This is a genomic window from Maritimibacter harenae, from assembly GCF_009882975.1.
Taxonomy (GTDB): Bacteria; Pseudomonadota; Alphaproteobacteria; order Rhodobacterales; family Rhodobacteraceae; genus Maritimibacter; species Maritimibacter harenae.
Map to the genome: position 1 here is coordinate 122,110 of NZ_WTUX01000005.1, position 23,017 is coordinate 145,126.

The 23,017-nt window shown below is 69.2% G+C and carries 28 protein-coding genes; 15 read left to right on the forward strand and 13 right to left on the reverse strand.

All coding sequences use genetic code 11. The features are described 5' to 3' along the window. Positions 1-89 precede the first annotated feature (89 nt). Positions 90-512, reverse strand: a complete 423-nt coding sequence (locus GQE99_RS02285; RefSeq protein ID WP_161349959.1) for a phasin family protein — start codon at positions 510-512, stop codon at positions 90-92. 165 nt (positions 513-677) lie between these two features. Here GQE99_RS02285 and GQE99_RS02290 point away from each other — a divergent pair, with 165 nt between their 5' ends. After that, positions 678-1,184 carry a universal stress protein gene (locus GQE99_RS02290; protein WP_161349960.1) on the forward strand — a complete coding sequence of 169 codons (507 nt, stop codon included), beginning with the start codon at positions 678-680 and terminating at the stop codon, positions 1,182-1,184. Between the two features lie 3 nt (positions 1,185-1,187). On the opposite strand, the gene GQE99_RS02295 is transcribed toward GQE99_RS02290, so the two are convergent. After that, the gene (locus GQE99_RS02295) at positions 1,188-2,228 is read right to left on the reverse strand and encodes a hypothetical protein (RefSeq protein WP_161349961.1); all 1,041 of its coding nucleotides are present in this window, start codon (positions 2,226-2,228) and stop codon (positions 1,188-1,190) included. Positions 2,229-2,335: 107 nt separating this feature from the next. Here GQE99_RS02295 and GQE99_RS02300 point away from each other — a divergent pair, with 107 nt between their 5' ends. The 3 genes from GQE99_RS02300 to GQE99_RS02310 are packed head-to-tail and all read left to right on the forward strand — an operon-like array spanning position 2,336 to position 4,635. Beyond that, positions 2,336-3,337, forward strand: a complete 1,002-nt coding sequence (locus tag GQE99_RS02300) for a ribose-phosphate diphosphokinase (RefSeq protein ID WP_161349962.1) — start codon at positions 2,336-2,338, stop codon at positions 3,335-3,337. Positions 3,338-3,391: 54 nt separating this feature from the next. Next, on the forward strand, positions 3,392-3,955 hold the full coding sequence (locus tag GQE99_RS02305; RefSeq protein ID WP_161349963.1) for an HPF/RaiA family ribosome-associated protein: 564 nt from the start codon (positions 3,392-3,394) through the stop codon (positions 3,953-3,955). A gap of 29 nt (positions 3,956-3,984) precedes the next feature. Then, the gene (locus GQE99_RS02310; protein ID WP_161349964.1) at positions 3,985-4,635 is read left to right on the forward strand and encodes a BON domain-containing protein; all 651 of its coding nucleotides are present in this window, start codon (positions 3,985-3,987) and stop codon (positions 4,633-4,635) included. A gap of 15 nt (positions 4,636-4,650) precedes the next feature. Here the strand turns inward: GQE99_RS02310 and GQE99_RS02315 are convergent, their stop codons facing one another. The 5 genes from GQE99_RS02315 to GQE99_RS02335 form a co-directional block, all read right to left on the reverse strand. Continuing rightward, on the reverse strand, positions 4,651-5,484 hold the full coding sequence (locus tag GQE99_RS02315) for a universal stress protein (protein WP_161349965.1): 834 nt from the start codon (positions 5,482-5,484) through the stop codon (positions 4,651-4,653). Positions 5,485-5,537: 53 nt separating this feature from the next. Continuing rightward, complete coding sequence (locus tag GQE99_RS02320) at positions 5,538-6,407, reverse strand: Crp/Fnr family transcriptional regulator (protein WP_161349966.1); 870 nt, start codon at positions 6,405-6,407, stop codon at positions 5,538-5,540. A 129-nt stretch (positions 6,408-6,536) separates the two neighbouring features. Then, entirely contained in the window at positions 6,537-7,199 is a 663-nt protein-coding gene (locus tag GQE99_RS02325) for a phosphoribosyltransferase (protein WP_161349967.1), read from the reverse strand. 9 nt (positions 7,200-7,208) lie between these two features. Then, a complete protein-coding gene (locus GQE99_RS02330; protein WP_161349968.1) occupies positions 7,209-7,706 on the reverse strand; it encodes an Hsp20/alpha crystallin family protein in 498 nt (165 codons plus the stop codon). A gap of 170 nt (positions 7,707-7,876) precedes the next feature. Next, on the reverse strand, positions 7,877-8,968 hold the full coding sequence (locus tag GQE99_RS02335) for a bifunctional aminoglycoside phosphotransferase/ATP-binding protein (RefSeq protein ID WP_235917082.1): 1,092 nt from the start codon (positions 8,966-8,968) through the stop codon (positions 7,877-7,879). Positions 8,969-9,078: 110 nt separating this feature from the next. Here GQE99_RS02335 and GQE99_RS02340 point away from each other — a divergent pair, with 110 nt between their 5' ends. Genes GQE99_RS02340 through GQE99_RS02375 form a run of 8 tightly spaced genes read left to right on the forward strand, consistent with a single transcriptional unit; the run spans position 9,079 to position 15,493 of the window. Continuing rightward, positions 9,079-9,474: a c-type cytochrome gene (locus GQE99_RS02340; protein ID WP_161349970.1), complete on the forward strand. Its 396-nt coding sequence runs from the start codon at positions 9,079-9,081 to the stop codon at positions 9,472-9,474. A 39-nt stretch (positions 9,475-9,513) separates the two neighbouring features. Then, the gene (locus GQE99_RS02345; RefSeq protein ID WP_202530549.1) at positions 9,514-10,719 is read left to right on the forward strand and encodes a thiamine pyrophosphate-dependent dehydrogenase E1 component subunit alpha; all 1,206 of its coding nucleotides are present in this window, start codon (positions 9,514-9,516) and stop codon (positions 10,717-10,719) included. Positions 10,720-10,734: 15 nt separating this feature from the next. Beyond that, positions 10,735-11,703, forward strand: coding sequence for an alpha-ketoacid dehydrogenase subunit beta (locus GQE99_RS02350; RefSeq protein WP_161349971.1), 969 nt, complete (start codon positions 10,735-10,737; stop codon positions 11,701-11,703). 3 nt (positions 11,704-11,706) lie between these two features. Then, positions 11,707-12,027, forward strand: coding sequence for a type II toxin-antitoxin system MqsA family antitoxin (locus GQE99_RS02355; RefSeq protein WP_161349972.1), 321 nt, complete (start codon positions 11,707-11,709; stop codon positions 12,025-12,027). Next, entirely contained in the window at positions 12,024-12,608 is a 585-nt protein-coding gene (locus GQE99_RS02360; RefSeq protein ID WP_161349973.1) for a hypothetical protein, read from the forward strand. Before GQE99_RS02355 ends, GQE99_RS02360 begins: the two co-directional genes overlap by 4 nt. 6 nt (positions 12,609-12,614) lie before the next feature. Then, complete coding sequence (locus tag GQE99_RS02365) at positions 12,615-13,136, forward strand: hypothetical protein (RefSeq protein WP_161349974.1); 522 nt, start codon at positions 12,615-12,617, stop codon at positions 13,134-13,136. Positions 13,137-13,152: 16 nt separating this feature from the next. Next, positions 13,153-14,520 (forward strand): MBOAT family O-acyltransferase, encoded by a 1,368-nt coding sequence (locus GQE99_RS02370; protein ID WP_161349975.1) that lies wholly within the window; start codon positions 13,153-13,155, stop codon positions 14,518-14,520. 43 nt (positions 14,521-14,563) lie between these two features. Continuing rightward, positions 14,564-15,493, forward strand: coding sequence for a hypothetical protein (locus tag GQE99_RS02375; RefSeq protein WP_161349976.1), 930 nt, complete (start codon positions 14,564-14,566; stop codon positions 15,491-15,493). 4 nt (positions 15,494-15,497) lie between these two features. Here GQE99_RS02375 and GQE99_RS02380 read toward each other — a convergent pair whose 3' ends face one another. Together GQE99_RS02380 and GQE99_RS02385 are read right to left on the reverse strand one after the other, a co-directional pair. After that, positions 15,498-16,010: a host attachment protein gene (locus tag GQE99_RS02380; RefSeq protein WP_161349977.1), complete on the reverse strand. Its 513-nt coding sequence runs from the start codon at positions 16,008-16,010 to the stop codon at positions 15,498-15,500. Beyond that, positions 15,949-16,368, reverse strand: coding sequence for a CBS domain-containing protein (locus GQE99_RS02385; RefSeq protein WP_161349978.1), 420 nt, complete (start codon positions 16,366-16,368; stop codon positions 15,949-15,951). Before GQE99_RS02385 ends, GQE99_RS02380 begins: the two co-directional genes overlap by 62 nt. 153 nt (positions 16,369-16,521) lie before the next feature. Here GQE99_RS02385 and GQE99_RS02390 point away from each other — a divergent pair, with 153 nt between their 5' ends. Continuing rightward, positions 16,522-16,953, forward strand: coding sequence for a DUF2267 domain-containing protein (locus GQE99_RS02390; RefSeq protein ID WP_161349979.1), 432 nt, complete (start codon positions 16,522-16,524; stop codon positions 16,951-16,953). Between the two features lie 4 nt (positions 16,954-16,957). Then, the gene (locus GQE99_RS02395; RefSeq protein ID WP_161349980.1) at positions 16,958-17,368 is read left to right on the forward strand and encodes a DUF3775 domain-containing protein; all 411 of its coding nucleotides are present in this window, start codon (positions 16,958-16,960) and stop codon (positions 17,366-17,368) included. Positions 17,369-17,723: 355 nt separating this feature from the next. Here the strand turns inward: GQE99_RS02395 and lon are convergent, their stop codons facing one another. After that, a complete protein-coding gene (gene lon, locus GQE99_RS02400; RefSeq protein ID WP_202530550.1) occupies positions 17,724-20,099 on the reverse strand; it encodes an endopeptidase La in 2,376 nt (791 codons plus the stop codon). A 122-nt stretch (positions 20,100-20,221) separates the two neighbouring features. On the opposite strand from lon, the gene GQE99_RS02405 reads away from it, so the two are divergent. After that, complete coding sequence (locus GQE99_RS02405) at positions 20,222-21,115, forward strand: nucleotidyltransferase family protein (RefSeq protein WP_161349982.1); 894 nt, start codon at positions 20,222-20,224, stop codon at positions 21,113-21,115. Positions 21,116-21,340: 225 nt separating this feature from the next. Here GQE99_RS02405 and GQE99_RS02410 read toward each other — a convergent pair whose 3' ends face one another. The 3 genes from GQE99_RS02410 to GQE99_RS02420 are packed head-to-tail and all read right to left on the reverse strand — an operon-like array spanning position 21,341 to position 22,725. Further along, a complete protein-coding gene (locus GQE99_RS02410) occupies positions 21,341-21,742 on the reverse strand; it encodes a hypothetical protein (protein WP_161349983.1) in 402 nt (133 codons plus the stop codon). Further along, positions 21,739-22,050 carry a hypothetical protein gene (locus tag GQE99_RS02415; protein WP_161349984.1) on the reverse strand — a complete coding sequence of 104 codons (312 nt, stop codon included), beginning with the start codon at positions 22,048-22,050 and terminating at the stop codon, positions 21,739-21,741. The genes GQE99_RS02410 and GQE99_RS02415 overlap by 4 nt, the downstream gene beginning before the upstream one ends. Before the next feature lie 24 nt (positions 22,051-22,074). Further along, positions 22,075-22,725, reverse strand: coding sequence for a BON domain-containing protein (locus GQE99_RS02420; RefSeq protein ID WP_161349985.1), 651 nt, complete (start codon positions 22,723-22,725; stop codon positions 22,075-22,077). Positions 22,726-23,017: the final 292 nt, after the last annotated feature.

Sequence of the window (23,017 nt, forward strand, 5' to 3'; positions counted from 1 at the left end):
CCCACGCCCGTCAATACAGGGGTAATACCACGATCACTGTATTCTGAGGAGTCGCCGAAAGTCGGTATCGACTGACTTTTTCGTGCGCGTCACACCGGGACGGACTTCATGATCTCCTCGGTATCCGCCACGCCCAGCGCCTCCTGCATCTCGCCGCGCGCCTTGTCGAACCCCTCGAAGACCTCCGCGAAATACTCGCCCCAGAGCCTGCGCGCCTCGACCGCGTATTCCTGGGCCGTCATGGCGAAATAGCTTCCCCAGAGCGCCGCGACCGTCGCAGGGTCGCGCGGCGTGGCCATTTCGCGCAGCCGCTCCTGGTCTTCCTGCAGGCGTTCGATGGCGAAGCGCAGCATCTCGTTGTTGATGCGCTGAATCCCGGCCGCGTTCGTCGCCTGCATGGTCCGCAGGCTTTCCATCATGACCTGGTTGACGTTGAAGCCGTTCGTCATCGCCTCGAACGGAACCGCGGTGGCCTTCGATGTGTCGGGCTTTTTCGATTTCTGCTTGGACATGGCGGGCCTCCGATCATGGGCGGATCTGTGACACCGACCGTCCTAACGATCCCGGCGGCGTGCGACATTGATCTTCGTCAACGCGCCGGCAATGACGGCCGGCAATGCGCGGCAAGGCCGCGCCCGGCAGGGTCATCGCGGGTTCACACAGAAGGAGACCGCCCGATGCCCGATCGCATACTCGTCGCCACCGATGGTTCGGACCACGGGAACAGGGCCGTGGAGCAGGCCGCGCGACTTGCAGCGGCGCTTGGAACCGACCTCACGATCACGCACGTCGTGGGCCATCGGCACCCGGACCCGGAGTGGCGGAAGATGGCCGAATCCGAGCACATGGTCGAGCATTTCGCCCAGGCCGACCAGCCGGCGATGAGCGATTTCCTGGTGCGGGCCGACCGGGACGTGAATGAAAGCCAGCTCATGTCCGCCCTGGGCGAACAGGTTCTCGCCCAGGCACTGCAGCGCGCCCGCGACTGCGGCGCGCGCGGCGTGCGCACCAAGATGTGTACGGGCGACTATGCCGACGAGATCCTGGATCTTGCCGAAGCGCTCGACCCGACGATGATCGTCATGGGGCACCGCGGGCTGGGACGGTTCCGTGGCGCGCTTCTGGGCAGCGTGTCCCAGAAGGTGCTGCATCACGCGCCCTGCCCCGTCCTGATCGTGCCCTGAGCCTCACCAGCCCGAAACGCCCGCGCCCTGCGCGATGGACCGCGCGAGAAGGAGGTAGCGGCGCGCCTCGCGCGGCCAGCGCGCGGGCGCGCGCGGCGCCGTATCCCGCAGGTGGTCGATCGCCAGTCGCGCGCGCGTCAGCAGCCGGTTGACCCCGTAGGCGCACATGAGCGTGCGCGAGGGCGGCGCCATGCCCGCCGACGCGAGCCGCTCCATCAGCGCCATCCCGATCCACCCGGCCCCGAACCGCGCGCATTCGATGCCAAGGTAGGCGCATTCCTCGAACGGATCGGCGAGCCTGAGGTCCGGGTCGAACTCCAGCCTGTCGAACACCACCGGCGGGTTCTCGAGGCAGATGTGCTCGGGGCGCAGGTCGCCATGCCCCTCGACGATCAGGCCGGCCCCGGCGCGCGCCACGATCTCGGCCCGGCACCGGGTGACGAGGCCGGGGGCATGACGCACGAAGGCCGGCGAGAAGGCTGGTCCCAGCCACGGTTGCATCGCGGCGAGATGGGCGGAGTTGACCCGGCCCGTGTGGCTCCACCTGTCGAGATAATGCGCGGCGGCCGCGGGCGGGCGCACCGCCCGGCGGTAGAAGGCGACGAGCCGATCGGCCAGCGCCTCGACCTCGTCCAGCGTGGGCGCGGGCCCCGCGTCCAGCCGGGCTGCCAGCATCCGGCGTGCATCCAGCCGACGCATGAGGACGAGCGCCTCCACCACGAGCCCCTCTCCATCGAGAGCCAGCGTGCCGTCGTCCGCCTGGGTGATCGCCGTCAGCCCGAGGTAGACGTCGGGCCCCGCAAGCTCCCGGTTGAGCCTGAGCTCTTCGCGGCACAGGTGGGCGCGGGCGGTGGCGGTGGTGAGGTCCGCGAACGGCAGGCGCACGGGTTTCTTCATCTTCCAGGCGTGGGGGCCCGCCATCACGACGACGGCGGAATGGGTCTCGACCACCGTGGGCCGGGCCCGCGCCGCGCGCGCCGCCGCGCGCACCAGGAAGGCGCGTTTGGTGTCGTAATCCGGGCGGCGCGGACGCGTCAGCATCATCGGTCGGGCTCATGTGAGTGGTGGTCCTTCCGATCCTCGCCCTATTGCGCCGCGCGTCATTGCGCCCCGTCATTGCCGCGCCTCTCTGGCCGGGACACCCTCGCCCCATGTTGTTCTTCGCACTCAAGGGATCCACCGGGCTCGGACGCCGGATCGCGGCGGCCGGCGGCTTCGGGCTCGCGCTGCACGAAGAGCGCGACTTCGGCGGTGGCGAGCACAAGGCGCGTCCGCTGGTGCGGGTGCGCGGGCGCGATGTCTACATCCTGCACGGACTGCAGCCCGACGCCCGCTGGTCGGTCAACGACCGGCTGATGCGCCTGCTGTTCTTCATCGCCACCTGCCGCGACCACGGGGCGGCGCGCATCACGGTGATCGCGCCCTACCTCGCCTATTCGCGCAAGGATCGGCGCACCAAACCGCGCGACCCCGTGACCACGCGCTATGTCGCCACGCTTTTCGAAGCGGTCGGCGTCAACCGGATGGTGACGCTCGACGTCCACAACCCTGCGGCCTTCGAGAACGCCTTCCGCTGCCCCACCACGCATCTTTCGATGTGCGACCTCTTCGCACGCGACATCGCGGAGCGGGCAACGGACGCGCCATTGGTCGTCGCCTCGCCGGACGCGGGTGGCGTGAAACGGGCGCAGATCCTGCGCCTCGGGCTGGAAGCGCGGGCCGGCCGCGCGGTGGGCTTCGGACTGATGGAGAAACGGCGCTCAGGCGGCCATGTCTCGGGCGCGCTCTTCGCGGGCGACGTGGCCGGGCGCAGCGTATACCTCGTCGATGACATGATCGTGGGCGGGGCGACCATGCTTCGCGCGGCCCGCGCGGTGCGCGATCACGGAGCGCGCGAAGTGCATGCGGTGGCCACCCACGCCCTGATGACGGGCGAGGCACTGGGCACGCTGCTCTACGGTCGCTTCATCGACAGCGTCACGGTCTCCGACAGCACGTCGCCCTTCGCCCCCGGCGTGGCGGCGCGCGCCCCGCGCTTTCGCGTGCTGGAGAGCGGCCCGCTCATCGCCGCGGCGGTCCGCGCGCTCCACGATGAAAGCGACATGGGCGCGGTGCACCGGGCGGCGCTGCGCCGGACCGCCGAGCCCGCCTGATCCCCGTTGATGATCGACAATGACGTCGGGCGCCCCGGGGCCGATCTTCCTCCCATGCAAATCGATCCCATCATTTCCTGGCGCAACCTCGACCCGTCACCGGCGGTCGAAGACCTTGTCCGGCGGCGCATCGCAGCGCTCGAAAAACGCTTCGACCGGCTGATCGGCTGCGAGGTCGTGCTCGAAGCCCCGCAGAAACGGCGCGTCTCCGGCGAGGTGTTCCGCGCCGCGATCACGCTGCGCATTCCCGGCGAAGACTTCCACGTCGAGCGCGAGGTGGCGCAGGGCAACGCGCATGACGACCTGCTGCTCGCCGCGAACCGGGCATTCTCGGCGGCCGAGACGCATCTCAAGCGCCAGAAGAAGGTGCGCGGGGGTGTCGAGGTGAAGCGCCACGCACCGCTGCTCCACGGTGAGATCACCTTGATCGAACCCGAGCTCGGCTATGGCTACCTGCGTGCCGACGACGGGCGCGAGGTCTATTTTCAGCGCGACGGGCTCACCCAGGATGTCTGGGACACGCTGGCCAAGGGCATGCGCCTGCGGTTCCGGGAATTCGAGGGCGACAAGGGCCCCTTCGCGGCCAACGTGACCTTGGCCGAGCCGCCCGGGGCCTGAGCCGCGTCACCCAGCCAGGAGGGCCTCCCATGAAAGACACCGCGCTCAGACATGACATCCTCGAGGCGCTGGAATTCGAACCCAGCCTCGATGCCGCCGATATCGCCGTCTCGGTCGAGGACGGCACGGTCACGCTTGCCGGTCACGTACCGAGCTTCGCCCAGAAACGCATGGCCGAACGCATCGCCGCGCGTGTCCAGGGCGTGCGCGCCATCGCGCAGGAGCTCGAGGTGCGGCTGGCGGGCGAACACACGGACGCTGACGACGAGATCGCCGCGCGCGCCGTCGCCGCCCTGCGTTATGACGGCACGGTGCCTTCGGACGCCATCCAGGTGAAGGTCGAGAAGGGCCGTGTCACGCTGACGGGAGACGTGGAATGGGCCTACGAGCGTCACGCCGCCGAGGCCGCTATCGAGCCGCTGGCCGGGGTGCGCAGCATCTTCAACCAGATCGTCATCGCGCCGAAGCATGTCCCCGCGGGGCTGCGCGGAAAGATCGAGGCGGCGCTTGCGCGCGATGCGCTCTTGCACAATTCCGATATCCGGGTCGATGTGGCCGGCGCCTCCGTGACGCTCGAAGGCAGCGTGCGCAGCCTCGCCGAGCGCGCCGCTGCCGAGCGCGCGGCGTGGTCGGCGCCGGGCGTGACGACCGTGGTGGACCGGCTGGCGATCCGGCCCTGAGCCCGGGGCCCGCGCCTATTTCGAAAGGAACAACGGACGCTCCGCCTTCGACAGAAGGTCGCGCGTCACCGCGCCGATGACGAAATCGTAGGTCCGCGAATGACCGAAGGCGCCGGAGACCAACAGGTCCGCCTTGGCCGCGTCGGCCGCCGCGACCAGGTCGTTGGCCCGGTTCTCGGCCCCTTCGATCCGGTCGGTCACCCGGACCTTGAACCCGTGCCGGTCGAGGGCCGCGGCCAGGTCTTCGCGCGGGCTGAGGCCGGGGACATGGTCCCCCTCGTGCGCCGTGATCGTCACCAGTTCGATCTCGGCACCGGGCGCGGCCAGCGCCAGCGCGTCATGCGCCGCGCGCGTCGCCTCGCGCGTTTCGCTCCAGCCGATCAGAAGGCGTTTGGCGAGACCGCCCAGCGCTTTCTCCGGCGACAGCATCATCACGGGGCGTCCCATGTCGCGGATCAGCCGCTCGACCAATGTCCGCTCGTCGAGCGAGCGGCGGTCGGGCCGGTTCGCACCGATCACGACCAGGTCGGAGCCCCGCGCGGCCGAGAGGAGGAACGGCTCGGCGCCGAACATGCTTTCCTGGGACCGGAACTCGCCCGCCACGCCGTCGCGGCGCAGCCGGTCCTCGAACGCCGTGCGCAGCGCCTGGGATTGCTCCGTCTCCCATTCCTGCAACGTGCCGAACACGGTGGGATCCGTCGCGAAGCCGCCGGCGTAGAGGATGGGCGAGAACGGGTTCAGCGCAATGACGTGGGCATCGCAGGCCGCGGCGAGCGTGGTGGTCTGCTCGATCAGCCACTTGGCTTCGTCCTCGTCGAACAGAATGACGGAAATGGTCTTCGGTCGCATGATGCGCTCCTTCGCGATGGTTCGCTTCAACTCATCGCGTCCCGCGCGCGCCGTCATTGACGGCGATCACCTCCGACAACGGCGCGCGGACGCGGCGCGGACAGGGAAAGGTCGTGGCCGGCATCCGCGGCGGACAGATCGCTCCAGTTCCTGCGCGCGCTGCCGAGCGCCTGGAACGCCGGGCGGGCCAATGTCTGCTGCACCCGGTCGTCGTGCCATTTCGCCTGCGTGCGCAGCCGCGCCATGTTGGTCACCTCGACCACGTCGGGCGCGAGCAGCGTGATGGCCCCGCGGGTGTCGAGTTGGTGAAGCGCCCGGCACAGCGTCTCGACCGTCATGTCGAGGAGCGACGCCAGGTCACGCCGGGTGAGCGGGATATGGACGACCGTCTCCCGACCGCCGGTGGCGAGCGGCACTTGCTCCAGAAGCCACAGGGCCACGCGCTGCGTCGTATTGCGTCCGCGCATCTTGATCACGGTCTGGCGCGTCGCCTCGAACTGATCGGCAAGCGTCGCCACGAAAGCCTGGAAATGCGCGGGGGATTCGTTGAGGTAGGCAAGCCAGGCCGGACGGGGAATCCAGCACACCTCGGCGGGGATCGCCGCCTCGGACGAGAAACTGTTGGTCTCGCGGTTGGGGTCGCCGACGAACTGGCCCGGCTTGACGATCTGGATGAGGTGCTCGTCCCCGTTCTCGGTGATCACCACGTTCTTGACGAGTCCAGAGGCCACGACCCCGATCCGGTCGTTGGGTTCGTCCTGCGCGGCGATCTCGGCCCCCTGAACGTAGCGGGATCGGTAGGTCGCCGCCGCGAAGCGCTTGCGGCTTTCCCCGGTGAGCAGGGAACAGAATCCCAGCCCGCGGGACTGGCAGTTGGCACAGGCACTGGTCGTGATACGGCCGTCTTTGATCGATGTTTGCATGATATCCCCCCCGAGAAAATCTTCATCGCAATATCGGACGCGTGGTCCTACGGGAAGTCTGCCACAGGGGGGCGGATGCCGTCCGGGGTTGAATTGTGCAAAAGTGTGCGCGTCACGGTTGGGCGCTGTTCACGGCGCGGTGCCGGACCCTGACGCCGCGTCTTCGAGCGCCGCGCGCACCACCTCGTCCGGGACTTGCGGGAACGCTGCATAGGCCTGGCCCACGCCGCCCAGCGGCGCCTCGGGCCAGGGGCAGATGACGGTGAGATCGCGGTCGCGCAGGGCGTCGAGCGCGTCGCCCAGCGCGACCGGCACGGCAACCGCGATCCTCGTCGCACCACCAGCGCGCACCGCCTGCACGGCGGCGGCCATCGTGGTGCCGGTCGCCATGCCGTCGTCGACGATCAGAACCTTGCGCCCTTGCAGCGGCTGCGCCGGGCGCACGCCGCGCCAAAGCGCTTCGCGCCGGGCGACCTCTTCGATCTGGGGCGCCGCGAAGGCGTGCACCCGGGCATGATCCATCCCCAGCTGCACGCACAACGCATCGTTATAGGCGATCTGGTCGGGCCCCGGCCCCGTCACGGCGGCGAGCGCCAGCTCCGGATTGCCGGGGGCGCCGACCTTTCGCAGGATGAGCACGTCGAAGGCCGCGCCCAGGTGACGGGCGATCGGTGCGCCGACCGGAACGCCGCCGCGCGGCAGGGCCAGGACAAGCCAATCGTCCCCTATGTCGTCGGGCAGTTGCCCGATCAGCGCGTCGGCGGCGGCTGCTCGGTCCCGGTAGCGCGCCATGCGGCCCCGTCAGGCCGCCTTGATCGCGACGTCGCGCTCGGAGGCCTTCGCCTCCTTCGACTTCGGCATGGTCACGGTCAGGACGCCCTTGGCGAACTGGGCGTCGACCTTGTCGCGGTCCACGCTGTCGGGCATGCGGATCGAACGCTGGAAGCGTCCCCAGCGCCGTTCGCGCATGTGCCAGGTCTCTCCTTCGTCTTCTTTCTTCTCCTCGGACTTCTCGCCCGAGATCGTCAAAGTGCCATTCGCGATCTTCACGGACACGTCTTCGGGGGCGAGGCCCGGAAGCTCGGTCGTGATCGTGAAGGTGTCGGCGTTCTCGACAAGGTCGATCGCCGGGCTGAGGCCCAGCGCGGGTGCATCCCTGTCGAACCAGGCGCGCGGCTCGAACGCGTCGAACAGGCGCTCCATCTCCTCGCGCAGGTTGCCGAAACCGCCCCAGGGCGCGGGCGTGCGCGCCTCCTTGGGGGCCTTGTCGCGGGTCACGGGAATGCTGGTCTTCGTCATGTCTTCGTCTCCGTTTGCCGAAAAGGGCACCGCCGGCCAGACGGGGTGGGACAATTGTCTGACCGGCGGCAATAAACCATGACCACGCTCCAACATGGGACAGGCAAGAACTCGCGCGACCATGATCGGCTTCACTGTGCCAAACCCGGGGACGCGCGCATTGACGACCGTCAAGCGGGCGTGGGCACGAGCGGCGCGAGCGCGGCGCGGGCCCGTTCGAGCGTGTCCTGCGGTGTTCCGGCCGCACTCACCCGGCCCCAGTCCGGCGCATCAGCCCCGCCCGCCAGTTGCCGCTCAAGGACGGCGAGGTCCGCGTCGGACGGATCGCCCCGCCGCCCCGCGACCCGGTCGCGCAGAATGTCCGGCGGTGCAGAGAGCCAGAGCCCTGCGAAGGGGACGCCCGCCGCGTCGGCCACGTCCCGCACCTGTCGGCGCCGGGCCGGGTCGAGGAAGGTCGCGTCGAGCACCACGGAGTGGCCGGCCGCAAGGATCGCGCGCGCCCGCGCCGCCATCCGGTCATAGACCGCGCCACGCGCCGCCCGGTCGTACTGCACCGTCCCGCCGCCCGCCTTGCGCAGCACGTCGGAGGCGAGCCAGATCGCGCCTGGCGCGGCCCCCGTCCCGGCCGTGAGCGCGCGTGCCAGAACACTCTTGCCGGTGCCGGACATCCCGCCCACGGCGATACAGACCGGGGCGCGCGGGGCGAGGTATCGGCACGCTTCCTCGATGTAGCCCCGCGCCTCGCTCTCACCATCCGTGCCGCGCGCCGCGGCCGTCTGAAGCGCGACCATCGCGCGGATCGCGGCGCGCAGCGACAGGCACAGGGGAAGTATGGCAAGCCCGTCATCCTCGGCCCCGTCGAAGCCCAGGAGCCAGGCCTCGAGCACCCGGCAGGCTTGCCGCGCAAGTCCCCGGTGGCACAGGTCCATCACGAGGAAGGCGATGTCGTAGACGATGTCGGAAGTGCCCATCGCCTCGTCGAACTCCAGCGCGTCGTAAAGCACCGGTTCGCCGTCGATCAGCACGATGTTGCGCAGGTGGAGATCCCCGTGACAGCGCCGCACCGCGCCCCGGTCCGCGCGCGCCGCGATCAGCGGTGCGTCCTGCGCCAATATCCGGTGCGCCGCCTCGGCCCAGTCCGGGGCCCGCCCGGCGGCCGGGGAGCGCGGGAAGCCGGCCAGCACATGCGCGACCTCGTCGATGATCGCCCCGAAGGCGGCCGGGTGCGACAGGAACCGCGTGATGTCCTCCTGATCCGCCATCTGACCCTCCGATCCTGATCCTGCCGGGTACCGGCCCGGCCCCCGTTGACCGCTGACAATGCGCCAAGGCACCCGTCCAAGCATGCTGGCGCAAAACGAAGGAGCCTACCATGAAACCTGTCATGACCCTGTGCGCCGCCCTGCTCGCGGCACCCGTTCTGGCCCAGGAAAACCCGGACATCGAAGCCCTTCTGTTCGAGGAAAACTGCGCCGTCTGCCACGGTACGGGCGGCAAGGGCGACGGCCCGATGACCGAGATGCTGGTCGCCGAAGTGCCCGACATCACCGGGCTGTCGGCGCGCAACGAGGGCGCGTTCCCGATGCTCTACGTGATCCAGACCATCGACGGACGCTCGGGCATGCGGCCGCACGATTCCGTCATGCCGCGCTTCGGGCGCCGGTTCCTCGACGACCTGTTCCCGTTGATCGGCCCCTACGGCGCCGAGGCGATGATCCGCGGTCGGACGCTGTCCATCGCGCAATACGTCGAGCGCATCCAGGAATGAGCGCGCCGACCTGACCTCTGCCGATGAAAGGAGGACACCATGAGCAACGACATGACACCGGACACCGAGAGACAGCGCGGGGGGATGAGCCGACGTGGCTTTCTCCAGATCGCGACGCTCGCGGGGGCCGCGGCCGGGTTCACCGGAACGCTGGCGCGCTCCGAGAACGAGATCGGCTACTACGCGATGGACCTGTCGGACGACACGCTGCGCCACATGCTGCGCACCATCCTGCGCATCCGCTGGCACGAACGTACGATGGCCGACAAGATGCTCTCGGACCCGAGCTACCGGGCCTACAACCACTTCTACGCGGGCCAGGAGGCGGTCGCCACAGGGGTCTGCGCCGCCCTGCGCAACGACGGGCCGTTCGACCAGATCGACCTCGTCTATTCCACGCACCGCCCCACGGGCCATGCCATCGCCAAGGGCGTGGACATGGCCAAGATGCAGGCGGAATTCGATTTTCGCGCCACCGGCCTCAACAACGGCTACGCCGCCGAGATGCATATCTCGGACCCGGACGTGGGTTTCATCGGCGCGGACGGGATGATCGGGCCGGGCCACGTGATCGCAACGGGGAGCGCCTTTGCCTTCCGCGCGCGCGGGTCGGACCAGGTGTCCGTCGTTTTCGGCGGCGACGGCACCTATGCCACGCCGCATTTCCACTCGGCCCTGAACAATGCGCGGCTGCTCGACCTGCCGTTCATCTACGTGCTGGAGAACAACCTCTACCACCAGTACGCGCATTATTCTCACTCCTGCCCGCATGCCGACATCGCCGATGCCGCGCGGGCTTATGGCATCCCCGCGCGGGTGGTGGACGGCCAGGACGTGTTCCAGGTCTACAACGCCGCGAAAGAGGCGGTGGACCGGGCGCGCGCAGGGGGCGGGCCGAGCTTCATCGAGGCCAAGACCTACCGTTACTACAACCACTGGGGCGCGCCGGGGGCAGAGGTCGGCAAGCTTGGGGCGTTCGGTTACGACCCGCTCGCCATCAGCTCGTTCCGCCCCGAACGCGAACTGCGCTCCTGGATGCAGCGCGACCCCGTCGACATCGCACGCGCCACGCTCATCGACTGGGGCGTGATGGACGAAACCACGGCCGACACGATGGAGACGGACGTGCGCGCGGAGGTCGACGCGGCCTTCGCCTGGGCCGCCGAGCAGCCGCTCTGCACGCCCGAGGACGGCCTCAAGCACGTCTTCGCCGAAGGCGTGGTCGCCCCGCGTCAAATGGCCTGAAACGGGAGAGAGATCATGACCGTCAAGACATGGATGTATTCGGTGCTGGAGGCCGTGCAGTGGGAAATGCGCGACGATCCGGCGATGACCTGGATCTTCGAGCTGACGCCCCCCGTGGCGTCGAACCCGGACATGCCGGTGATCAACCTTGAAACCGAGTTCGGCAAGAAACGCGTGGTGAACACCGGGATCGACGAGAACTGGATGTGCTCGGCCGTGCTGGGCGCCGGGCTCGCCGGATCGCGCGCCGCGACCTACGTGCCCTACCAGGGCGCCGGAATGCCGTTCCAGGTGATCCAGAACCACGCGGGCAAACTGCGCCACATGACCGGTGGCCGCGCGTCGATGCCCGTGGTCTTCGTCATCGAGATGACCGGGCAGACGCCGGGCTTCGCCGGGCAGCACTCCGACTACGAGGTCGACAGCGCCTACATGCACATCGCCGGCGTGCGCACGGTGGTCCCGTCGACACCCTATGACGCCAAGGGACTTATGCACGCGGCCCTGCGCAGCCCGGACCCCGTGGTCTACCTCTACCCGGCGGGCCTTCGGATGCTCTTCGAGGAGGTGCCGGACGAGCCTTACGAGGTCCCGCTCGACAAGGCGGCGGTGCGCCAGGAAGGTTCGGACATCACGCTCGTGGGCTCGGGCGCCGGGATGCCGGACGTGCTGGGCGCGGCCGAGATACTGGGCGCCGACGGCATGTCGGTGGAGGTCATCGACCTGCGCGCGCTCAAGGAGATGGATACCGAAACGCTGGTCGGATCGGTCGGAAAGACCGGGCGACTGCTGGCGGTGGACCAGTCCTACTACACGCTCGGCCCGGCGGCCGAGGTGGTGGCGCGCTGCGCCGAGAACGTGGACGGCGCGCGCTTCCGGCGCATCGCCTTCCCCGACGCGCCGCCCCCCGCCTCGCCCGAAATGTTCAACTGGATGCGCCCCAATGCCGATGGCATCGCGGACGCCGCCCGAAAGATGGTGTGAACCATGGCCGACAATGTCACGCCCCTGCGCCCCGCCCTGACCTCCACCGACACCACCGACCCGGAGCTCGCCCCGACCTGCGGGCGCTGCGAGCTGGGTACGCTCAAACCGGACCGCGCGCGCATGGCGTTCTGGCGCGGTGAGGGGTTGATGGTGGTGCGCAACATCCCCGCGATGGTCTGTCCGAACTGCGGTGAACAGTACCTGGGCGAACGCGAGGTCTTGGGCCTCGACCGGATGCGCGGCGAGGGTCCGAACCTCGAGCCCGCCGAAATCATGAACGTGCCGGTCCTCGACTACCGGGCCCCGAAGAGGTCGACATGACGGGGCGGACCGTCCTTCTCGCCCTGCTCCTGCCGATCGGTTTCGCATTCGCCAACGGCGACGGGCCGGCCACGCTTCCCGACCGGGAGGACGCACCGACGGTGGGCAGCAACGCCGAGGCGACGCCGCCGCCGCGACGCGACGCCTTCGCCTTCATGCCGCGCGGTGGCGGCGACCTTCTGCCCCGCGTCTACGGCACGCCGGAGGCACGGGCCGAGGTCTTGGCGCGCACGCAGAGCGTCGAAGACTGGCAGGCAGATATCGCCGCCGATGCGCCGGACATGCCGGAGACCGAGGCCCGCACGCTTGCCGCCTACCTCGCGAACGTGACCCCGACCACGGAAGCGGAGCTTCCCCCGGACGGGCGCACGCTCGCCCTGCGCCATTGCCAGTCCTGCCATTCGCTCTTCACCGGCTACCTCATGCAGCGGCGCGACCGGCAGGCGTGGCTCGGCACTTTCGCGTCGCCGTTCCACGGCCCGATCGACATGAGCGCGCAGGAAAAGGCCATCTTCGCCGACTATTCCGCCATCAACATGCCGATGCAGGTGGGCGACGTGCCCGCCGAGCTTCGGTTCTGACCCGCCATGACCCGTCTCGCGATCCTTTTCACCCTTTCCCTCGTCCTCGCCTCGCCGCTGCGCGCGCAGGACGACCTGTTCGACTTCATCCCCGCGGGCGGGCGCAGCATCGTGGAGCGTCTGCTCGACCGCGCCCCGGCCCTTGCCGATACGCTCACCCAGCCCCGCGATGCCGAGGCGTGGAGCGCGCTGCTCGACGATCCCGCCTATGGGCTCGACGACTGGACGCGGCGCACGGCGGCGGAATACCTGGCCTATGCCGGTGCCATCACGGATCCGGCCGACCTGCCGTGGGACGGGCGTGACATGACGCTGGCGCGTTGCCAGTCCTGCCACATCGTGACGGTGGTCGTGACACAGGCCCGCACCCGCGAGGCCTGGCTCGGTACGTTGAACAAGCCGAGCCATGTCGAAGTGCCCCTGAGCGAAGCGGAACGCGGGCAGCTCGCCGACTACCTCGTCGTCAACGGCGGCCTGCCGATCGACGCGATCCCGCCGGCGCTGAGGGCGGGCGGCGCCTCCTATTGAACGGGGCACCGGGCGGATGAGCTACACCTCCCCCGGTTTCTGGTTCTTCCTCGCGATCCTGCTCGCCGGTCTCACGATCCTGCCCCAACGCTTCCGCGTGGGCTGGCTCCTGGTCCTGAGCCTTCTGTTCTACACGGCACCCGACCCGGTCCGGTTCGTCTGGGCCGTGGGCCTCGGGGCCGTGACGCTCGCGGGGCTCGAAATGGGCACGCGCGACCGCCCCTGGCTTGGGCGCGGGGTGGCGATCGTGATCCTCTTGGCCGTGCTCGTCTGGGCCAAGTTCGCGGACGCGGTGGGCCTGCCGGACCCCGGGGGCCCGCCCGGCCTGTCCTTCATCGTGTTCACCGCCGTCGCGCTTCTGGCCGAAGCCGCACGGCGGCACGAAAGTTGGAGCCAGGCGGACGCGGCCCTGCACATCGCGTGGTTTCCCAAGCTGCTGGCAGGCCCGATCGAACGGCCCCAGTCGATCATGCCGCAGCTTCCCGCGCTGGGGCTGAAACCGGACATGGCCGCGCTGGGGCTTTCCTTCCTGCTGGTGGGGCTCGTGAAGAAATTGGTGATCGCCGACAGCCTTGCCCCGGTCGTGGACGCGGCCTATGCGATCCCGGCCTACGCGCCGCCGATGGAGCTCTTGCTCGCCACCTATTTCTTCGCCTTCCAGATCTACTGCGATTTCTCCGGCTACGCGGACATCGCGGTCGGCCTGTCACTGTTCGTCGGGCTGCGCCTGTCGCGCAATTTCGCGCGCCCCTACCTCGCCACGACCGTCACGGATTTCTGGGCAGCGCGCTGGCACATCACGCTGGGGCGCTGGTTCCGCGACTTCGTCTACATCCCGCTGGGCGGCAGCCGCGCGGGGCGCACACGCCAGATGGTGAACCTGATGACGGTCTTCATGCTGTCGGGGCTCTGGCATGCCGGGCTGGGCTACGGCGTCGGGTGGGGGTTCCTGGCCTGGGGCGCGTTGAACGGCGCGCTGGTCCTCGGTGAACGCCTGCTGCCCAAGCCCCGCCGCGTGGCGGGCCGGGTCCTGCGCACGGCCGTCACCTTCCACCTGATCCTTGTCACCTGGGTCTTCTTCCGCGCCGCCGACCTGGCCACGGCCTGGACCATACTCGAGCGCATCGGCGAGGCGCTGCCGGGCCTGCCCGCCCTGGTCGCCGCCTATCCGTTCACCCAGGCGCATCTCTGGGGCTTCACTCTGATCGCGGCGCTTCTGATCGTCGAGATCGCGGCCGAGGCGCGGCACGGTCCTTCACCGGTCGCCGAGCTCGTGACCGCCGCGCGCCGCCCGATCCGCTGGGCCGGGTGGTACGCAGCCCTGGCGCTGCTCCTCGTCGCCGGACACTGGCAGGATACGGAGTTCATCTATGCAGCGTTCTGAAGCCAGGTGGCAACCGCGTCGCATTGCGCTTTTCCTGGGCCTCTTGGCGTTGCTCTACGGCGTGCTTTTCGTGGCCGCCGATCAGATCCTGCGCGCCAAGAGCGCGCGCAATCCGTTCCACCGCATCGCAATGGCGCCCGCCGAGGTGGACTGGATCGTCCTCGGCGCCTCCCACGCGCTTCCCCTGTCGATGGGTGACATGCCCAAGGTCATCGCCGCGCGCACCGGGGCGGACATGCTAAGCCTGGCGCTCACGGGCGGTGGACCGTTCACCGCGCGGCTCATCGCGGATCGGTTCTTCGCCGACCACCGCGCTTCGGGCGTTCTCGTGGTGGTCGACCGTTTCACTTTCCTGGACGAACGCTGGAACGCGGGGCGGATCGACGACGCGGACGTATTGCCGAAGATTCCGGCCGACCGTCGTACGCTCGCCGCCTTCATGCGAGCCGTGCCGCATGGGCTGCCAACGGGGGCCCTGGCCGCCTATGCCACCGGGTTTGCCCGGATCAACGATCACGACCGGCTGAAGCGGGACGTGTGGGAGGCCGAGGCGCGGTTCGACACCAGCCCACGCCCCTCGCCCGCCGCCGACGCCGCGCGCCTTGACTACCTCTACCCCGGCCCGCCGGACGAAACCGCGCGCGCCGCCGCGCTGGCAGAGTTCGAGGGATTGGTGGACCTAGCGCGGACCAACGGGGCGCAGGTCGTGCTCGTGTGCCCGCCCCTGCCCGACCGCTTCCGCGCGCGCCTGCCGGCGACACCCGAACTCGACGCTGCGCTGATCGACATCGTGGCGCGTCATGACCTGACCTTCGTGGATTTCGAAGCGGCGGTGCCGGAGCCCGCATCCTATTTCGACACCGATCACCTGAACCGGAACGGCGTGGGACAATGGCTCGACGCCGGGCTTGCAGCGCTGCTGGCCGGGACCGGCGCCGCGCGCGCTCCGGGGTTCAAGGCGCGGCGCCGGTAGCGGTTCACGTCTTCTCCAGATCGGCCAGCGCCGCCCGAAGATCGGCGGCAGGGAGCGGGACCAGGTTGCGCACGATTTCGGACTGCACGAGCGGGGCGAGCGTGCCGGGGATCGTCTCGCGCCAGGTGCCGACGATGCCGGGCGCCCCGACCAGCACGAGCGCGTCGAAGGCGTCGGCGCGCCGGTCCCGGTCGAGCTGCTCGAAGACGTCGCGCAGGAAGCGGCGCGCGTCCTCGGCCAGCGGATCGTGGCCCGGCTCCACGGCCGAACGTGCGCTGCCCGCGCTCGCGTAGCTGCGCGTGGGCCGGTCGTCGAGCGTGTCGCGCAGCGTGCGGTCGGGCCCCTCGAGGACCGTCTCGGCTTCGTCGTCGAGACCGTGCAGGATGCGCGCCTGGTGGCCATTGATGACGACGTACCAAATGCGGGGGGCGGGAGCTCGATGTATCACGCCCGCCTCACCGGTGATGATCCGCGACGGCGCGCGCCAGCTCACCGGCCAGCTGGAGACCCGAGGCATGGGCCACGTCACCGAGGCTCAGCATGCCGATCATGCGCTTGTCCTTGTCCAGTACCGGCAGGCGGCGGATCTTCCTCTGGTCCATGAGATGCACCGCGTCCTCGACGCTTTCCTCGTCGCGGCAGAAGATGACGCCCTTCGTCATCACCTGCTCGGCGGTCGTCTTGGCGGCATCGAGGCCCTTGGCGGCGACCCGGAGCGCGATGTCGCGATCGGTCACCATGCCGACGAGCTTGTCGTCGCGGCCGATCGGCACGGCGCCGATGTCGTCCTTTTCCATGCGGGCCGCGATTTCCTTGACCGGTGTGTCCGCCTCGACCCATTCGGCGGGTCCGTGCATCGCATCGCTGACTTTCATCTGTCGCTCCTTGGGTACTACCCCGGCCCGTTGGCCGGATCGGGTGTGCCCGGACAGCCTGCACCCGGAGGCACCGGGCGCATTGACCACCATCATTGGCAGGCGGCGGGGCGCGCGCCATGCTCGCCCCGCAGCTGCAGAAGGACCGATGCGATGGGAACGACAGGACACACGCCCGTGGACGAGGCCCCGCAGGTGGTGGCCGAATGGACCAACCGCCTGATCGAGGATCTCGACTGGTCCGAGGCCGAACGGGGCCGCGCCTACCTTCTTCTCACCGAGACGCTTCACGCCGTGCGCGACTACCTCACCGTGGACGAGGCCGCCGACCTTGCCGCGCAGCTGCCGCTCATCATGCGCGGCATCTATTACACGGGCTGGAACCCGTCCGCGACGCCGGTGCACCCGCGCTCCAAGACCGCGTTCCTCGGCCGGGTGGCGGGGCGGTTCCAGCGCGAGCCGCTCGACGATGCCGAGCGCGCCGTGGCGACGGTCTTCGACCTGCTCCGGCGCAAGGTGTCGATGGGCGAGCTCGACCACGTCAGCCATGCCATGCGCGGGCCGTTGCAGGAATTGTGGGCCTGAACCGATGGACGAGGACACCGCCACCGAGATGACCGTCACGCTCGAGACGATCTGCGCCATCGCCCGCGGCGCGCACGATCTCATGGGCAAGAGCGCCGCAAGCACGGACGACCCGGACGAGGACGACCCGGAAACCGATGTGCTCGAGGATCGCGGCCATGATGCGATCGAGGCCGAGTTGCGCCACCTGATCGACGACCTCGACCACGACGCGCAGATCGACCTGGTCACCGTGATGTGGCTGGGGCGCGACGAAACCGAGGACTGGGACAGTCTGCGCGCGATCGCGGTCGACGAACATACCGATTTCACCTCCGAATACCTGCTCGGCACGCCGCGCCTGGCCGACTACCTCCTGGCCGGGCTCGACCGGCTGGGGCTGTCCTGTGACGGCGCCGGATGGGAAAACCCCTGAACCGTTGACCTTCGTCAATGCCGGGGCGCCCGGACCGTGCGATGGTGACCCATCGGCACGTGGAGCCGACCCGGAGAAAGACCCCGGAAACCGTCGCAAGGCGCAGACCGGGCAATGATGGACCGGCGAAGCGTCGAGACCTGCCGATCTGGGGTCGCCACCCGTCAGCCAGCCCGCCGGAGGAGACTCGGGCCGTGGACGTTGACGGTGGCGGCCCCTGCTGACAGGCATCGTGCGCTATGCTCCCGGTTGGTCGGATCAAACCGTGGGCAGTCCGGCAATCGATCCTCGACCGGGTCCGGTCCGGCATCTTCTTCTTCCCGTGCAACCTGCCGGATCGGATCCAGACGCCCTATCACTTCCCCGCCTTCTCAAGCGCCGCTTCGAGCACGTCCTCGACGCTCTCCAGCCAGACGAAGCTCAGGCTCTTGCGCGCCGCTTCCGGAATGTCCTCGTAATCGTGGCGATTGCGCGCGGGCAGCAGCACGCGCGTGATGCCAGCCGCGGCCGCCGCGACGACCTTTTCGCGGATGCCGCCCACGGGCAGGACGAGGCCGCGCAGCGAGATTTCCCCGGTCATTGCCGTATCCGAACGCAGCTTGCGCCCGATGAGGAGCGAGGCCAGCGCGGCGAAGATCGCGACCCCGGCAGAGGGACCGTCCTTGGGCGTGGCACCGGCGGGGACGTGGATGTGGAAATCCTCGGTCTCGAAGATCTCAGGGGTGAGCCCGAGCTTGCCCGCGCGTCCTTTCACCAGCGTCAAGGCCGCCTGCGCGCTTTCGCGCATCACGTCGCCCAGCTGGCCGGTCAGGACGAGCTTGCCCTTGCCCGGCATGCGGCTCGCTTCCACGAACAGGATGTCGCCGCCCACCGGGGTCCAGGCCAGGCCGGTCGCGACGCCCGGCAGGTTGGTGCGCGCGGCGACCTCGTTCTCGAACCGGCGCGGGCCCAGGATCTGGGCCACGTCCTTCTTGCCGATCACCTGCGTACCCTGCCGTCCCTCGACCACCGCGACGGCGGCATGGCGCAATAATGCGCCGATCTGGCGTTCGAGCCCGCGCACCCCGGCCTCGCGGGTGTAATGGCGAATGACCTCGGTCAGCGCGGCATCCGTGATGCGCACCTGCCCGGCGCCGAGCCCCGTGGCCGCACGCTGGTTGCGCACGAGGTAGCGCTTGGCGATCCTGAGCTTCTCCTCTTCGAGGTAGCCGGGCAGCGAAATGATCTCCATCCGGTCGCGCAGGGGCAACGGGATGGTGTCGAGCGCGTTGGCCGTGGTCAGGAAGACAACGTGCGACAGGTCGTAGTCCACGCCAAGGTAGTTGTCCCGGAACGCCGTGTTCTGGGCCGGGTCTAGAACCTCGAGCAGGGCCGCGGCCGGGTCGCCACCGACGCCGTGGCCCAGCTTGTCGATCTCGTCGAGCATGAGCACGCAATTGCGTGCGCCCGCGCGGCGCAGCTGCTGGATCACCATGCCGGGCATGGCGCCCACGTAGGTGCGGCGATGCCCGCGGATCTCGGCCTCGTCATGAACGCCGCCCAGGCTCAGACGCGCGAACGGGCGGTGAAGCGCGTGCGCGATGGATTTGCCCAACGACGTCTTGCCCACCCCCGGCGGCCCGACGAAGCACAGGATCGGCGCCTTGCCTTCGGGGGCGAGCCGGCGCACCGCAAGGTATTCCACGATCCGGGTCTTCACCTTCTTGAGCCCGTAATGGTCCGCATCAAGGATCTTGCGCGCCTCGTCCAGGTCGACGGGCTCTTCCAGGGGTTGCGCCCAGGGCAGTTCGATCATCCAGTCGATCCAGGTTCGGATCAGCGCGGATTCCGCCGCCGCGGGCTGCATCTGCTCGTATCGCGCCAGTTCGCGCATGACCTGCGCCTCGATTTCTTCGGGCATGCCGGCCTTCTCGATCGCAGCCGTCAGTTCGGAAATGTCTTCGTCCACGCCATGCTCGGTCTCGCCGAGCTCCCGGCGGATCGCGGCCAGCTGTTCGCGCAGGATCAGTTCACGCTGTCGCCCTTCCAGCGCAACACGGGTCTGGTCCCCGATCTCGCGCGAAATGCGCAGCACGTCGACGCGCCGCTTGAGCATCTTGGTGACGAGCTTGACCCGGGCGTTGAGATCGATCGTTTCCAGCACCTTCTGGCGTTCCTCGACAGGGCTGTCGGAATAGGCCGCCGCCAGGTCCGCCAGGTGCGCCGGGTCGCGCATCTCGGCCACCGTGGCGGCGAGCCCCTCGGGCGCGTCGGGCATCAGGGTGAGGCTTTCGACGGCAAGCGCGCGCAGCTGCTGGAACCGTGCCTCGGTTTCCGGGCGAACCCGGTCGGCCTCGACCTCGGGGATCATTTCGACCCGCGCCACGAGAAACGGGGTTTCGGCGATCATACCGTCGAGGCGAAACCGCCCGATGCCACGGCAGATCAGGTGGCTGCCGTCTCCGTGCCCCTCGACGAAGCGCAGGATCTCGGCCACGCAGCCCACCTTGTGCAGCTCGTCCTCGCCCGGCTCCTCCTCGTGCGGGTCGTGCTGGAGCACGATGCCCAGCTTGCGGTCCTCGCGGATCGCCTGCTCCACCGCCGCCATCGTGCGCGCACGCCCCACGCTGAGGGGGAAGACGGTACCCGGAAAAGCCACGAAATTGCGCAGGGGCAGCAGGATGAGGCCATCCTCCGGGATCGGGACGGATGGCGTTTCGGTCCCCTCGAGTTCGATTGCATCGTCGTTCACCGGCGGCCCCTCCTCGTCTCGTGGCGCCCCTTCCTCCTGCGCCCCTCGGCCCTGGCACGCATTGACGGCGCACATTGCGACAGGCGGCCCCTGCGGCGACGGTGACGCCAAGGAGGAGGGCCATGGCCAGGAACGCCGAAACCGGACTGCGCGAGAACCGGCAGATCGCCGCGCGGCTCGCGTCCTTCGCCGACCTGCTCGATGCGCAGGGCGCCGACGGGTTCCGGCCCCGCGCCTATCGCGCGGCGGCCGACCGGATCGCGGGGTTGGAAGAGCCGGTGCGCGACCTTCACGCGCGCGGCGGGCCCGCGGCGCTCATCGCGCTGCCCGACATCGGCCAGGGCATCGCTGGCGCCGTGGTCGAGATGCTCACCACCGGGCGCTGGACCCAGTTCGACCGATTGTCGGGAGAGACATCGCCGGAACAGCTCTTCGCCACCCTGCCGGGGGTCGGCCCTGCCCTGGCCGAACGCTTCGCACGTACGCTGGACGTCGAAACCCTTGAGAACCTCGAAGCCGCGTTGACCGACCAGGACGTGCGGGTGCGCGGGCTGGGCCCCCGCCGCCGGGCCGCTCTTCTGGCCACGCTCAAGGCCCGGCTTGAACCGATCCGGCGTGCGCGCGGACGCCGCAGCGTGACCGATCCGCCCCCGGTGGCGATGATCCTCGAAGCCGACGCGCTCTACCGCCGCAAGGCGCAGGCAGGCGAGCTGCGGCTGATCGCGCCACGCCGGTTCAATCCGATGGGCACCGCCTGGCTCCCGATCCTGCACCTCAAACGCGGCGACTGGCACTTCACGCTGCTCTATTCGAACACAGCGCTCGCGCATCGGCTGGGGCGCACGAACGACTGGGTTGTCGTCTTCTTCCACCACGGCGACCAGCCCGAGGCGCAATGCACCGTGGTGACCGAGACTTCGGGTGTCCTGAAAGGCAAACGCGTCGTCCGCGGGCGCGAAGACGCCTGCGCGCGCCATTACGGCATCGACGAGGCGGTGATCGCGGACGAAGCCTGAGGAAATCGGAAGGGGCCGCCCGCACCCGGAGCGCCGGCAGTCAGGCCCGGTGCGTCAGGGACGCGCGGCGGCCCCGACCGAAAGGGATCTCGTCCGTGCGGAACCCGATCCCGGCGTTTCCCATGTCGGCGAGGCGCGCCAGGACATCCGGTTGAACGCCACCTTCCGGTCGCCACAAGCCTGCAACATATCACGACGCCCAGCATTGACCGCCGGCAATGTGCCCTACTCCTCGCCCTTGTCGCGGGGCGGCAGGAGCACGGCGACAGCCGCAAGAAGCGCGGCGCTCGCGGCCAAGGCCAGGCGCAGGCGAACCCCGCCCGACAGCGCGGCAAGGAGGCTGATCGCGACCCCGCCCATCGGCGCGCGGCGCTCCGGCTCCGGCGGCGGCGCGCTGGGTTGGTTGAGCATCATGACACCGAGGATCAACAGAAGGAGGGCCGCCGACCCGCCCCCGGCGATCAGCAGCGCGCCCCCGGTCCCCACCGCGGGGCCCAGCACGACGATGACCCCGGCCACGATGCACCCCCAGGCGGTCAGGGACAGGACGGCCAGCGTCCCGAGCAGGAAGGAAGCCCGGATGACGCTGGCCGTCAGGTCACGCAACGCGTCCTTGAGTGCCTTCATTGGCGATTGCGCAGCAACATGCCGATCAGCACCCCGACCCCGACCACGCCCAGGGTGCCCGCGACCCAGTTCGCGGGATGCGCCCGCATGCTGTGCTCAACCGCCTTCTCCATTTCGCGGCCACGCGCGAGCATCGTTTCCGAGGTTTCCCCGAGGTCGGCCCCGGCCGCCCGCAGCCGCGCCTTGCCGAAGTCCTTGAGATTGCGGCCCAGAAGCAGCGCCGCTTCGCGCAGTTCCTCGAGTTCCGCTTCCGCATCCGCGTGCAGCGCCTGCGATGCCGCCTTCGTTTCAGTCGATTGCTTTGCCATGATATCCTCCTTCAGGCGCGGCGCTCACGCGCCGATCGAGATCTGGTCCTCGACGGTGGTCACACCGGGCGCGGCCCAGGCGGCGCGCTCGGCCGCGTTGCGTTCGGCCCAGCTGTGCACCCGGCCGGTGAGCGTGACCTTGCTGTCCTTCACCGCGACCGAAATGCGCTTGGCCTCGAGCTCCGCATCGCGCTTCAGCGCGTTCTCGATGCGCTGGCGCACGTCGGTGACCGATATGGCCGGCACGATCTCGACGAGGTTGGTGATGCCGCGCACGCCGGCGAGCCCCTGGACCGCCTTTTCCGCCGCGGTTCTCTGGAAATGCCACTTCACCTTGCCGGTGAGCGTGACCCAGCCCTTCTCGACCTTCACCTGAACGGTTTCGTCGGGGACCGAGCTGTTCCAGTCGAGCGACCGGGTCGCCCGCTTGCCGATCTCGTCGTCGGCGGTCAGGTGGGTGCCGGCCGGTCGCACCTCGATTTCCTGCGCGATCGCGCGCACCCCCTTGACCCGCTTGACCGTGGCCTCCGCGGTGCGCTTCTCGGCATAGCTTCGCACGTAGCCCGTGAGCGTCACCGTGCCGTTCTCGACCGCAACGCCGATGTCCGCGGCATCGAGGCTCGGCTCGTACTCGAGCTCGTCGATCACGTCCTGTCTGAGGTCGATGTCTGTCATGTCGTCGTCTCCTGTGCGTACGGGGCCCCTGCGGCCCCCGTGATGCAGGCAGAGTGTCGCGCGCCGCCCGGGCACGCATTGACGATGGACAAGGAGGACCGGCAGGCTGCGCGGCGCGGGCCTGTCCCGGTTCGACGGTGGTTGGAAGAAGTCTCCAAACGCAAAAACGCCGGCCTTTTGGGCCGGCGTTTTGTTATTGGATCGTTTAGAGAGTTACGTGTGTCTTTTACTAGGTTTGGCGGTGACCTACTCTCCCACGTCTTAGGACGCAGTACCATCGGCGCTACGGCAC

Coding starts and splice junctions, on each gene's coding strand:
- GQE99_RS02325 (WP_161349967.1), bottom strand. CDS start 7,199: ATGGCGCGCTACCGGGACCGAGCAGCCGCCGCCGACGCGCTGATCGGG.
- GQE99_RS02380 (WP_161349977.1), bottom strand. CDS start 16,010: ATGCCTCGGGTCTCCAGCTGGCCGGTGAGCTGGCGCGCGCCGTCGCGG.
- GQE99_RS02305 (WP_161349963.1), top strand. CDS start 3,392: ATGCAAATCGATCCCATCATTTCCTGGCGCAACCTCGACCCGTCACCG.
- GQE99_RS02295 (WP_161349961.1), bottom strand. CDS start 2,228: ATGATGCTGACGCGTCCGCGCCGCCCGGATTACGACACCAAACGCGCC.
- GQE99_RS02390 (WP_161349979.1), top strand. CDS start 16,522: ATGGGAACGACAGGACACACGCCCGTGGACGAGGCCCCGCAGGTGGTG.
- GQE99_RS02315 (WP_161349965.1), bottom strand. CDS start 5,484: ATGCGACCGAAGACCATTTCCGTCATTCTGTTCGACGAGGACGAAGCC.
- GQE99_RS02285 (WP_161349959.1), bottom strand. CDS start 512: ATGTCCAAGCAGAAATCGAAAAAGCCCGACACATCGAAGGCCACCGCG.
- GQE99_RS02355 (WP_161349972.1), top strand. CDS start 11,707: ATGGCCGACAATGTCACGCCCCTGCGCCCCGCCCTGACCTCCACCGAC.
- GQE99_RS02420 (WP_161349985.1), bottom strand. CDS start 22,725: ATGACAGACATCGACCTCAGACAGGACGTGATCGACGAGCTCGAGTAC.
- GQE99_RS02345 (WP_202530549.1), top strand. CDS start 9,514: ATGAGCAACGACATGACACCGGACACCGAGAGACAGCGCGGGGGGATG.
- GQE99_RS02350 (WP_161349971.1), top strand. CDS start 10,735: ATGACCGTCAAGACATGGATGTATTCGGTGCTGGAGGCCGTGCAGTGG.
- GQE99_RS02335 (WP_235917082.1), bottom strand. CDS start 8,968: ATGGCGGATCAGGAGGACATCACGCGGTTCCTGTCGCACCCGGCCGCC.
- GQE99_RS02370 (WP_161349975.1), top strand. CDS start 13,153: ATGAGCTACACCTCCCCCGGTTTCTGGTTCTTCCTCGCGATCCTGCTC.
- GQE99_RS02330 (WP_161349968.1), bottom strand. CDS start 7,706: ATGACGAAGACCAGCATTCCCGTGACCCGCGACAAGGCCCCCAAGGAG.
- GQE99_RS02290 (WP_161349960.1), top strand. CDS start 678: ATGCCCGATCGCATACTCGTCGCCACCGATGGTTCGGACCACGGGAAC.
- GQE99_RS02310 (WP_161349964.1), top strand. CDS start 3,985: ATGAAAGACACCGCGCTCAGACATGACATCCTCGAGGCGCTGGAATTC.
- GQE99_RS02395 (WP_161349980.1), top strand. CDS start 16,958: ATGGACGAGGACACCGCCACCGAGATGACCGTCACGCTCGAGACGATC.
- GQE99_RS02405 (WP_161349982.1), top strand. CDS start 20,222: ATGGCCAGGAACGCCGAAACCGGACTGCGCGAGAACCGGCAGATCGCC.
- GQE99_RS02385 (WP_161349978.1), bottom strand. CDS start 16,368: ATGAAAGTCAGCGATGCGATGCACGGACCCGCCGAATGGGTCGAGGCG.
- GQE99_RS02415 (WP_161349984.1), bottom strand. CDS start 22,050: ATGGCAAAGCAATCGACTGAAACGAAGGCGGCATCGCAGGCGCTGCAC.
- GQE99_RS02320 (WP_161349966.1), bottom strand. CDS start 6,407: ATGCAAACATCGATCAAAGACGGCCGTATCACGACCAGTGCCTGTGCC.
- GQE99_RS02365 (WP_161349974.1), top strand. CDS start 12,615: ATGACCCGTCTCGCGATCCTTTTCACCCTTTCCCTCGTCCTCGCCTCG.
- GQE99_RS02300 (WP_161349962.1), top strand. CDS start 2,336: ATGTTGTTCTTCGCACTCAAGGGATCCACCGGGCTCGGACGCCGGATC.
- GQE99_RS02340 (WP_161349970.1), top strand. CDS start 9,079: ATGAAACCTGTCATGACCCTGTGCGCCGCCCTGCTCGCGGCACCCGTT.
- GQE99_RS02360 (WP_161349973.1), top strand. CDS start 12,024: ATGACGGGGCGGACCGTCCTTCTCGCCCTGCTCCTGCCGATCGGTTTC.
- GQE99_RS02410 (WP_161349983.1), bottom strand. CDS start 21,742: ATGAAGGCACTCAAGGACGCGTTGCGTGACCTGACGGCCAGCGTCATC.